This window comes from Prevotella sp. RM4, assembly GCF_000701965.1.
Taxonomy (GTDB): Bacteria; Bacteroidota; Bacteroidia; order Bacteroidales; family Bacteroidaceae; genus Prevotella; species Prevotella ruminicola.
On sequence record NZ_JNKG01000007.1, the window covers coordinates 247694 to 259894 of the forward strand.

Annotated in this window: 5 protein-coding genes; 4 read left to right on the forward strand and 1 reads right to left on the reverse strand. The window is 52.1% G+C overall.

What is annotated here, in order from left to right; genetic code table 11:
* Positions 1-391 precede the first annotated feature (391 nt).
* The 4 genes from gltB (at position 392) to T499_RS0102275 (ending at position 9672) form a co-directional block, all read left to right on the forward strand.
* Positions 392-4957 carry a glutamate synthase large subunit gene (gene gltB / locus T499_RS0102260; protein ID WP_033149582.1) on the forward strand — a complete coding sequence of 1522 codons (4566 nt, stop codon included), beginning with the start codon at positions 392-394 and terminating at the stop codon, positions 4955-4957.
* Between the two features lie 121 nt (positions 4958-5078).
* Entirely contained in the window at positions 5079-6434 is a 1356-nt protein-coding gene (locus tag T499_RS0102265) for a glutamate synthase subunit beta (RefSeq protein WP_033149583.1), read from the forward strand.
* A 24-nt stretch (positions 6435-6458) separates the two neighbouring features.
* On the forward strand, positions 6459-7262 hold the full coding sequence (gene dapF / locus T499_RS0102270; protein WP_033149584.1) for a diaminopimelate epimerase: 804 nt from the start codon (positions 6459-6461) through the stop codon (positions 7260-7262).
* 196 nt (positions 7263-7458) lie between these two features.
* Positions 7459-9672, forward strand: a complete 2214-nt coding sequence (locus T499_RS0102275) for a glutamine synthetase III family protein (protein ID WP_013063918.1) — start codon at positions 7459-7461, stop codon at positions 9670-9672.
* Positions 9673-9934: 262 nt separating this feature from the next.
* Here T499_RS0102275 and T499_RS0102280 read toward each other — a convergent pair whose 3' ends face one another.
* Positions 9935-12181 carry a glycoside hydrolase family 3 C-terminal domain-containing protein gene (locus T499_RS0102280; RefSeq protein ID WP_033149585.1) on the reverse strand — a complete coding sequence of 749 codons (2247 nt, stop codon included), beginning with the start codon at positions 12179-12181 and terminating at the stop codon, positions 9935-9937.
* Positions 12182-12201 lie beyond the last annotated feature (20 nt).

Here is a 12201-nt window from a genome sequence, read left to right on the forward strand (position 1 = left end):
GCTACAGCGCTACAGTTGTTTTTCGCCCCATCGCACACACAAAAATACTTCTATATTTATATATAATATATATATTAATATAGGGACTTACGTTGAGTGTTGGATGGCATGATTTCTAACTGTAGCACTGTAGCACTGTAGCGCGTAGCGTGCGATTTGCCCCCATCGACAGTGCCTATAGCGTAGCCTTTCCGCATAGTACGCCGTTAAATGTTAATAAGAAAAATAGAAATTAGTTTCAATCTGTAAGCATTTCAATGCGATTTGCTTACAGATTGTTATTTTCGACAAAAATGTAGATAAAAACGTCAGCGTTTCGGCTTGTTTGATAGCAAAACGTTATACCTTTGCGGTCGAAATCGGACAAAATGTAAGATTAACAAAGGATAATATGACAAAAAGAAAGCAAACTCAGCTCGGCGACGAAGTCGACGCTTGCCAGAGCAAGAAACCAAAAAAAGGACTCTACCAATCTGACTATGAGCATGATGCTTGCGGCGTGGGTATGGTGGTTAACATACACGGCGGAAAAAGTCATGATCTGGTTGACAATGCACTGAAGGTGCTTGAGAACATGGAACACCGTGGCGCCGAGACACGCGACAAGACCGGTGATGGTGCGGGTATCATGGTACAGATACCCCACGAGTTTATTTTGTTACAGGGTATCCCCGTGCCCGAGAAAGGTAAGTACGGCACAGGTCTGGTTTTTCTGCCTAAGGACGAGAAGGCCCAGCAGCAGATTCTGAGCGTGATGATTGAGGAGATTGAGCGCGAGGGCCTGCAGCTGATGCACCTGCGCACGGTGCCCACCAACCCCGAGGTGCTGGGTGTGGCTGCCCGCGAGGTGGAACCCGACATTAAGCAGATATTTGTAACGGGCGTGTCGGAGGATAACGTGCCCGTGTTTGAGCGTATATTATATAAGGTACGCAAGCGCATAGAGAACCGCATTGATGATGAGGACTTCTACCTGTGCTCACTTTCAAGCAAGAATATTATCTACAAGGGAATGCTTACCAGCGGACAGCTGCGTCGCTACTTCCCTGATCTTTCGAACGATTACTTTACGAGCGGACTGGCCTTGGTTCACTCGCGTTTCTCGACTAATACATTCCCAAAATGGAAGCTTGCACAGCCTTTCCGTCTGCTGGCCCACAACGGTGAGATTAACACCATTCGTGGTAACCGCGGCTGGATGAAGGCAAGAGAGAGTGTGCTGAGCAGCGAGGCGCTGGGCGATATCAAGGACTTGCGCCCGATTGTGCAGGACGGCATGAGCGACTCGGCCAGCTTGGACAACGTATTCGAGTTCCTGATGATGAGCGGACTCTCGTTGCCACAGGCCATGGCCATCCTGGTGCCCGAGAGCTTTAACGATAAGAACCCTATTTCAGAAGATTTGAAAGCCTTCTACGAATATCACTCTATCCTGATGGAGCCGTGGGACGGTCCTGCCGCACTGCTGTTTAGCGATGGTCGCTACGCAGGCGGTATGCTGGACCGCAACGGTCTGCGCCCCAGCCGCTACACCATCACCAAGCAAGGTATGATGGTGGTAGCCTCTGAGGTTGGCGTAATGGACTTTGAGCCCGGCGACGTGGTTTCGAAGGGACGCCTGCAGCCAGGAAAGATTCTGCTGATTGATACGCAGGAAGGCAAGATTTACTACGATGGCGAGATTAAGGAGAAGCTGGCCAAGGCGCATCCTTACCGCGAGTGGCTGGCCGAGAACCGCGTGCAGCTTGAGAAACTGAAGAGCGGACGTAAGGTGGATAACGGGGTGAGCGACTTGCAGCAGAAGCTGGTTACCTTCGGATTCGGTCAGGAGGATATCGACAAGACGATTATCCCTATGGCCACAGCCGGACAGGAGCCTGTAGCTGCCATGGGTAACGACACACCGCTGGCCGTTATCAGCGACCGTCCACAGGTGCTGTTCAACTACTTCCGTCAGCAGTTTGCACAGGTTACCAACCCTGCCATCGACCCTATCCGCGAGGAACTGGTGATGAGTCTAACCGAGTATATCGGTGCCGTGGGTACCAGCATTCTTACCCCCGATGCATCTAACTGTAAGATGGTGCGCCTGCCACAGCCAGTTTTAACCAACACACAACTTGATATACTTTGTAACATCCGCTACAAGGGCTTCAACACCAAGAAGTTGCCTATCGTGTTTGAGATGGCCAAGGGTGAGGAAGGCTTGCGCCAGGCTCTTGACGACCTGTGCCACCAGGCCGAAGCCAGTGTAGATGAGGGTGTGAACTACATTATCCTGAGCGACCGCGACCTGGACGATACCCATGCCGCCATCCCATCGCTGTTGGCCGTTAGTGCTGTTCACCACTACCTGATTAGCGTAGGTAAGCGTGTGCAGACAGCTCTGATTGTTGAGAGCGGTGAGATTCGCGAGGTAATGCACGCAGCCCTGCTGCTGGGTTACGGAGCCAGCGCCCTGTGCCCATACATGACATTTGCGGTACTCGACGATCTGGTGAAGCACCACAAGATTCAGGAGGAGTACGCCACCGCCGAGAAGAACTACATCAAGGCCGTGGACAAGGGTCTGAAGAAGATTATGAGTAAGATGGGTATCAGTACCATCCGCAGCTACCGCGGTGCCAAGATTTTTGAGAGCATCGGACTGAGCGAAGATCTGCTGCGCCGCTACTTCGGTACCGAGGTGAGCACCATTGGTGGTGTAGGCCTGAAGGAGATTGCCCGTGATGCCATTGCCTTACATGCGGAATCCCCCCGCCAAACGGGGGGATGGCTTCCGCAGGGGGGCAAAAACGATACCGTTCTGCCCAATAACGGTCAATTCTCTTGGCGCAAGGATGGTATCAAGCATGCCTGGACCCCCGAGACGATTGCTAAGCTGCAGTTGGCTACCCGTCAGGGTAACTACGAAAAGTTCAAGCAGTGGTCGAAGCTGGTGGATGAGAAGGAGAGCCCCATCTTTATCCGCGACTTCTTCGGATTCAAGAAGGCTGCTAAGCCAACCCCAATCGACGAGGTTGAGAGCGTAGAAAGCATTGTTAAGCATTTTGTTACAGGTGCCATGAGTTTCGGTGCCCTGAGCATCGAGGCCCACGAGGCACTGGCACTGGCCATGAACAAGCTGGGCGCCCGCAGTAACACCGGTGAGGGTGGTGAGGACAACGCCCGCTACCACTCGGAGGTTGACGGTGTAAGCTTGAGCTCGAAGACCAAGCAGATTGCCAGTGGACGTTTCGGTGTAACCGCCGAGTACCTGGTGAATGCCGAGGAGATACAGATTAAGGTGGCACAAGGAGCAAAACCTGGTGAGGGCGGACAGCTGCCTGGCTTTAAGGTTAACGAGATTATCGCCAAGACACGTAACGCCATCCCCGGTATCTCGCTCATCTCGCCTCCACCTCATCACGATATCTACAGTATCGAGGACCTGGCACAGCTCATCTTCGACCTGAAGAATATCAACCCAACAGCCGCCGTCAGCGTAAAACTGGTGGCCGAGAGCGGTGTAGGAACCATTGCCGCTGGTGTGGCAAAGGCCAAGGCCGACCTGATTGTTATCAGTGGTGCCGAGGGTGGTACAGGTGCCAGCCCTGCTTCAAGTATGCGATTTGCAGGTATCAGTCCTGAGATCGGACTGGCCGAGACCCAGCAGACACTGGTGATGAACGGCCTGCGCAACCAGGTTCGCCTGCAGACCGACGGACAGCTGAAGACTGCCAAGGATGTGATAATCATGGCTATGCTTGGTGCCGACGAGTTCTCGTTCGGAACACTGCCCCTGATTGTTCTGGGCTGTGTGATGATGCGTAAGTGTAACACCAATACCTGCCCCATGGGTGTGGCTACCCAGAACCCCGAGCTGCGTAAGCACTTTGAGGGTAGAGCCGAGTACGTGGTTAACTTCTTTACCTTCCTGGCCGAGCAGGTGCGCGAATACCTGAGTGAAATCGGCGTGAAGAGTCTGAAGGAGATTATCGGACACACCGAACTGATTGAGGTGAACACCGAGAACGCTACCGACAAGCAGAAGACCATCGACTTTGCCCGCTTGCTGCACAAGCCTGCAACCGACAAGGCTCTGTACTGGGATCGTGGTGCCTACACCAAGGTGACAGGTGTGAAGGACGAGGAGATGATTAAGGCTGCACAGAAGGCTATCGAGAACCAGGAAGAGGTAACACTCGACTATGCCATCAAGAATACCGACCGCGCCGTGGGTACCATGCTGAGTGGTGTGATTGCCCAGAAGTACGGCGAGGAAGGACTGCCCGACGGAACTATCAAGATTAAGTTCAAGGGCTCGGCTGGTCAGAGTTTCGGTGCCTTTGCCGTGAAGGGACTGGATTTGCGCCTCGAGGGTGAGACCAACGACTACTTTGGTAAGGGTCTTTCGGGTGGTCGCATCTCTATTCTGCCTCCAGCTCGCCGCAGCGACGACTTCAAGGCTGAAGAAAATATTATCGCAGGTAACACCGGACTTTACGGTGCTACATCGGGCGAACTCTATATAAATGGTAAGGTAGGCGAGCGCTTCGGAGTGCGTAATTCGGGTGCCATCGCTGTGATTGAAGGTGCCGGCGACCACTGCTGCGAGTATATGACTGGCGGACGTGTGGTAGTGCTGGGTAAGACAGGCCGTAACTTTGCTGCCGGTATGAGTGGTGGCGTGGCCTATGTTTACGACCCCGATCACACCTTCGACTACTTCTGCAACATGGATATGGTTGAACTCTCGCTGGTTGAGGACAGCGTATCGCGCAAAGAACTGCTTGAGCTGATTCGTGAGCACTATCTGCACACAGGCTCGGCCCTGGCAGGACGTATGCTCGACGACTGGCACCGCTACATCGAGGACTTTATCCAAGTAGTGCCTATCGAGTACAAACGCGTACTCGAAGAAGAGAAGATGGCGCGCCTGCACGAGAAGATTGCCGACATCCAGCGCGACTATTAGTAAAATGTAAAAATTCTTAGACGAGCTAAGCGGCAAAGCCGAGCGAGAAAATGTAATAATGTAAAAGTTGTCGCATTTCATTTTTAAATTTTTAAATTCTTAAATTTTTAAATTTTACACAATGGGAAATCCAAAAGCATTTTTAGAGATACACCGCCAGGAGGCGGGTTACCGTCCGATTCACGATAGAATCCACGATTTTGGCGAGGTAGAGCAGACGCTCAGCACTCGCGAACGCAAACTGCAGGCCAGCCGCTGTATGGATTGCGGCGTGCCCTTCTGCCACTGGGCCTGTCCGCTGGGCAACAAAGCACCCGAGTGGAACGACGCCCTGTACAAAGGCGACTTTGAGTTGGCCTATCAGTTGCTGAACACCACCAACCCCTTCCCCGAGTTCACAGGTCGTATCTGTCCTGCACTGTGCGAGAAGGCTTGCGTGCTGAACCGCTTTAACCACGAGCCAACCACCAACCGTGAGGACGAGGCTGCCATCACCGAGATGGCATTTCAGGAGGGCTTTATCCAGCCTAAGACCGACATCGTTCGCAACGGTAAGAAGGTGGCTGTGATTGGTGCCGGCCCTGCCGGACTGGCTGCTGCCAACGACCTGAACCACATGGGATATACCGTTACCGTGTTTGAGAAAAACGAAGCTGCAGGCGGATTGCTGCGCTACGGTATCCCTAACTTTAAGTTGAACAAGGCCGTTATCGACCGTCGTATCGCCCTGCTGGAGCAGGAGGGTATCGAGTTTAAGTACGGTCAGGCTGTAGAGGTGAACGACGCCTTTGCCAAGGAGTTCGACGCCGTAGTTATCTCAACCGGTACTCCAACAGCCCGCGATCTGAAAGCCCCTGGCCGCGAACTCAAGGGCGTACACTTTGCTCTCGACATGCTGTCGCAGCAGAACCGCGTGCTGGCAGGCATGGAGTTCAGTAAGGACGAGCGCGTAACAGCCAAAGGCAAGGACGTGCTGGTAATAGGTGGTGGTGATACAGGTAGCGACTGCATTGGTACAGCCCATCGTCAGGGTTGTAAGAGCGTTACCCAGATTGAGATTATGCCTAAGCCCGTTGAGGGGCCCGAAGACCCACAGAACCCTTGGCCCGAATGGCCTCGCACCCTGAAGACTACATCAAGTCATGAGGAGGGCTGCACCCGCCGTTGGAACATCAATACCCTGGAGTTCCTAGGTAAGGACGGTAAGCTTACCGGCGTAAAAGTACAGGAGATAGATTGGAAACCAAATCCCGAAGGCGGTCGCCCCATCATGGTTGAGAAGGGCAAGCCCGAGATTATAAAAGCTGAACTGGTATTGTTGGCCATGGGATTCTTGAAGCCAGAGCATCCCGCTTATGGTAATAATGTGTTTGTTTGTGGCGATGCGGCCAATGGCGCCTCTCTTGTAGTGCGCGCTATGGCCAGCGGCCGCCAGACAGCCCAGAAGGTGAACGGCTTTTTAAGTGCAAAAATGTAAAAATGCAAAAATGTAAAAATTAGCATGAGCAAGATCCATTTCACCAAGATGCACGGCTGTGGTAACGACTACATCTACGTTGACACCACGCAGTACAATATACCCGACCCTGAGGCGGCCTCCATTAAGTGGAGCCACCGCCACAAGGGCATTGGTTCCGACGGACTGGTACTCATTGGCAAATCTACCGTTCCCGAAGCTGATTTTACCATGCGCATTTTTAATGCCGACGGTAGCGAGGCCATGATGTGCGGTAATGCCAGTCGCTGTATAGGTAAGTACCTTTACGAGCGCGGTATGACCGACCTGACCGAGATCCGTCTGCTCACCCTTTCGGGTGTAAAGGTGCTCAGTCTGCACGTAACCGATGGTATTGTAGAGAGTGTTACCGTAGATATGGGCGAGCCTGTACTTGAAAACGAGTCGCAGTTCCTGCCATCGCGTAACCCTGGTCATGGCACATTTGTATCGATGGGCAATCCCCACTACGTGATATTTACCGATGATGTGGATGAGGTTGGCGAAGCAGGCCCCGCACTCGAATATCACCCTGCATTCCCACAAAGATGTAACATCGAGTTTGCCCGTGTAGAGGCTGACGGCGGCATCCGTACCCGTGTGTGGGAGCGTGGCAGTGGTATCACCCAGGCTTGCGGTACAGGCGCCTGCGCCACCGCTGTGGCCGCCGCACTTACAGGTAAGGCCAGTCGCACATCGCAGATTGTGATGGATGGCGGCACGCTTACCATCGAGTGGAGCGAACAGGACAACCACGTGTACATGACTGGTCCGGCCGAGTTTGTGTGTGATGGCGAAATAGCTTTATAAAGGTATTAGCTAAATCCTGCATTTTGATTACAATCTGTAAGAAAATACATATACAGAACTTACAATTTGTAATTTCGAGATAAAAACAAGATAAAAAGTGTCGATAAAATAGGTAATTTACTTTCAATTTGTAGTACCTTTGCATCGAAATCATAGCAAAGTGTAAGCAAATTGTATAACAACATAAACAGTAATTATGGAAGCATTAAGATTTCAGGTTGTCGGCGAGGCTTTTAAGAAGAAGCCACTCGACGTAAAAGCACCAAGTGAGAGACCTTGCGAGTATTTTGGCAAGAAGGTCTTTAATCGTGAGAAAATGTACAAGTACCTGCCAAAGGACGTGTACGAGAAAATGGTCGACGTGATTGATAATGGCGCACGTTTGGATCGTACTGTTGCCGACGCTGTAGCTGCTGGTATCAAGCAGTGGGCTACCGAGAATGGCGTAACTCACTATACTCACTGGTTCCAACCCCTGACCGAAGGTACTGCCGAGAAGCACGACTCGTTTATCGAGCATGATGGCAAGGGCGGTATGGTTGAAGAGTTCAGCGGAAAGCTGCTCGTTCAGCAGGAGCCTGATGCTTCTTCATTCCCCTCTGGTGGCATCCGTTCTACATTCGAGGCACGTGGTTATTCTGCATGGGATCCCACATCTCCAGTATTTATTATAGACGATACACTTTGTATCCCCACAGTATTTATCAGTTATAGCGGCGAGGCCCTTGACTATAAGGCTCCTCTGCTGCGCGCTCTTCATGCAGTCAACGTGGCTGCTACTGATGTTTGCCATTACTTTGATCCCGCAGTAAAGAAAGTAACCTCAAACCTCGGATGGGAACAGGAGTACTTCCTGGTAGATGAGGGACTGTATGCTGCACGCCCCGACCTGCTGCTTACCGGTCGTACCCTGATGGGACACGATAGTGCCAAGAACCAGCAGATGGACGACCACTACTTTGGTTCAATCCCCGAGCGTGTGGCTGCTTTCATGCGCGACCTTGAGATTCAGGCTTTGGAACTCGGTGTTCCTTGCAAAACCCGTCATAACGAGGTGGCACCAAACCAGTTTGAGCTGGCACCAATCTTTGAAGAAACTAACCTGGCTGTTGACCACAATATGCTGCTGATGTCGGTTATGAAGCGTGTAGCCCGTAAGCACGGTTTCCGCGTGCTGCTGCACGAAAAGCCATTCGCTGGCATTAACGGTTCGGGTAAGCACAACAACTGGAGCTTGAGCACCGACAATGGAGTACTGCTGCACGCTCCTGGTAAGACTCCCGAGGCCAACCTGCGCTTTGCTACCTTTATTGTTGAGACCCTGATGGGTGTTTACAAGCACAACGGCCTGCTCAAGGCCAGCATCATGAGTGCTACCAACGCTCACCGTCTGGGTGCTAACGAGGCTCCCCCAGCCATCGTATCTTCGTTCCTCGGTAAGCAGGTTTCTGAGCTGCTCGACCACATCGAGACTGCCGATAAGGACTTCCTCGCTATGGCTGGCAAGCAGGGACTGAAGATGGATATCCCCGAGATTCCTGAGCTGCTCATCGATAACACCGACCGTAACCGTACATCACCATTCGCCTTTACCGGTAACCGCTTTGAGTTCCGTGCCGTAGGTAGTGAGGCTAACTGTGCCAGCGCTATGATTGCCCTGAACAGTGCCGTAGCCGAGGCTCTGGTTGACTTCAAGAAGCGTGTTGATGCTCGCATTCCTGAGTTCGAGAAGAAGTTGGCTGGTACTGAGCACAGCGCTAAGTTCCACGCTATCATCGACGTGCTCCGCGAGGATATCAAGACCTGTAAGCCTATCCGCTTTGATGGTAACGGCTACTCAGACGAGTGGGTTATCGAGGCCGAGAAACGCGGTCTGGACGTTGAGAAGAGCTGTCCAAAAATCTTTGAGCGTTACCTCGACGACGCCAGCGTTAAGATGTTTGAGAGCCTGGGTGTAATGACCAAGAAGGAGCTTGAGGCACGTAACGAGGTGAAGTGGGAGACCTACACCAAGAAGATTCAGATTGAGGCTCGCGTACTGGGCGACCTGAGCATGAACCACATCATTCCAGTGGCTACCAGCTATCAGAGCCAGCTGCTGAAGAATGTAGAGAATATGGTGGCTGTATTCCCCGTTGACAAAGCCGAGAAGCTGAACGCCCGTAACCTGAAGATTATCGAGGAGATTGCCGAGCGCACATCTGCCATCGAGAAGGGTGTTGAGGAGTTGGTTAACGCTCGCAAGCTGGCCAACAAGATCGAGGACGAGCATGAGAAGGCTATCGCTTATCATGATAAGGTAGAGCCAAAGCTCGATGAGATTCGCTATCAGATCGATAAGCTCGAACTGATTGTCGACGATGCGCTGTGGCCACTGCCTAAGTACAGAGAACTGCTGTTCATCCGATAATCGTTAAATCAAACAATTCTTTTTTTGGTTGTTTGAAAATCGCAAAAAGCGATTTATTGAAGTTTGCGTGGGGGATTTGATACTGTGAGAGTATTGAATCCCTCTTTTATTTGATAATTGATGTGTTTGTTAATTATTAAAGGAGCCAGCATTGCTGCCGGCTCCTTTTGTGTTAATCCTGGTAAACAATCATTTTGGAACTACTAATTACTAACTAATATCAACTATATGTGTACCTAAATATTTAAAATAACGCATGAATCTACTTCAGTTTGAATGTGTACTTGGTTGGGAGCTTATCCGAGGCTGTTCCAATCAGGGCCTCGTAAGTGCTTGGCTCGGCACACCAGCTGTTGGCAGTCTCATCGTAATAGCTTACGGCATCGGCACCGATGGTAAGTGTTACGTTGCGGGTTTCGCCTGGCTGCAGATATACCTTCTGGAAGGCCTTGAGCTCCTTTACTGGGCGATCAACCTTGCTCTGCTTGGCGGCGATGTACAGCTGAACTGTTTCGCTACCAGCCACCTTGCCGGTATTGGTTACTGGCACGGTGAAGGTGAGCTTGGTGCTGGGTGTTATCTCCTGGGTGTTAGTGGTTACCTTGCCTAACTTAAAGGTGGTGTAGCTTAAACCGTGACCGAATGCGAAGAGGGGCTTGAGCTTATTGGCATCGGTATAGCGGTAGCCTACGTAGATACCCTCCTTGTACTCCTCATCGATAATCTTATAATCCTCGCGCCAGTTGCCGGGGTAGCTGCCTGTGGCATGGGCGCCGCACTGACCGAGCGATGCGTACCAGGTGAATGGCAGCTTGCCTGATGGGTTTGCGTCGCCAGCCAGTACCGAGGCGATGGCCTCGCCAGCCTCGGAGCCGATAAACCAGGCCTGTACCACAGCGGGCACCTTGTTAATCCAGGGCAGGGCAGCAGCGTTACCCGATATGTTTACATAAACCAAGCGTGGGTTTACCTTCAGGATGGCCTCAATCACCTCGTTCTGGGCGTAAGGCAGATCGTAACTCTTGCGGTCGTGACCCTCGCAATCCTGATAGTCGCTCTTGTTCAGTCCACCAATAAAAATCACGGCATCGGCCTGCTTGGCCTTCTCAACAGCCTCGGCAGTGAGCTCGGCCTGCGAGCGGGTTTCGTAGAGCGAACGTCCCACTTTCACACCGTTATAGCTCTGAACAGTATCGCCCATGTAACCGCGAACGTAATCCACCTCGGCATCAGCAAAACGGGCCTTGATGCCGTCGAGAGGCAGAATCTCCTTCTGGGCCTTGAGCGACGAAGAACCACCACCCACAGTCATCATCTTGATGGCATTCTCGCCCACTACGAGGATGCGCTTCATCTTCTGCAGGTTGAGCGGCAAAAGGGGTTCATTTTTTAATTCTTTAATTTTATCATTTTTCAGCAGTACAATACCCTCCTGAGCAATCTTGAGCGCAGTCTGATAGTGACTCTCGCTGCACAGGAATCCATAGGGTTTGTGGCGGTTCATCGTGGTGCGATAGAACAAGCGCAGCACGCGGCGCACCTTCTCGTCGAGCTCCTTGGTGGTATATTTTCCCTCCTGGATGAGCTTCTTGTATGGCACTGCCAGATAGTAGTTGTCATAGGCGTTTGAGGTGCCCTCGCTCAGACCGTTGGTCCATGAGCCGAACTCCAGGTCGAGTCCGTTCTTGATAGCCTCCTCGGTATCGTGGCAGCCGCCCCAGTCGCTAATCACTACGCCGTCGAAACCCCAGTCCTTCTTCAGGATTTTGTTCAGCATGGTGGCGTTATGACAGTTGTGCTGGTTCTGATACAGGTTGTAGGCACCCATGATGCTCCAGGCACCACCCTCCTGCACAGCAGCCTTGAAGGCAGGCAGATAAATCTCGTGCAGTGCACGGTCGCTCACAATCACGTTTACCTGATGACGATACTCCTCGTCGTTGTTCAGGGCATAGTGCTTCACGCAGGCTGCTACACCTTTCGACTGCAGTCCCTGTACGTAGGGCACCACCATGCGTGAGGCCAACCAGGGGTCTTCGCCCATATATTCGAAGTTACGACCGCCCAGTGGGGTGCGATAGATATTCACGCCAGGGCCCAGCATCACGCTCTTGTTGCGATAGAGTGCTTCTTCGGCCAGATTCTCGCCATACATGCGGGCCAACTGGGGATTCCAGGTGGCAGCCAGACAGGTGAGGGCAGGGAAGGCCACGCATGAGTCGTTGGTCTGACCGGCCTGTTCCCACTCGTCCCACAGTACATCGGGGCGCACACCGTGAGGACCGTCGTCGGTCCACAGGTCGGGGAATCCCAGACGTTTTACACCAGGGCTTGAAAACTTTGACTGCGCGTGAATCACGGCAATCTTCTCCTCGAGTGTCATTCGACTGAGTGCGTCGTCGATGCGCTGCTCGATGGGTTTACTTTCGTCGAGATACACAGGTATGCTTTGAGCCTGTGCCGCTGCAGTAGCGCCAATCAGTAGTGCTGACATGATAAATTTCTTCATTCTATAATTAGTTTTATTGT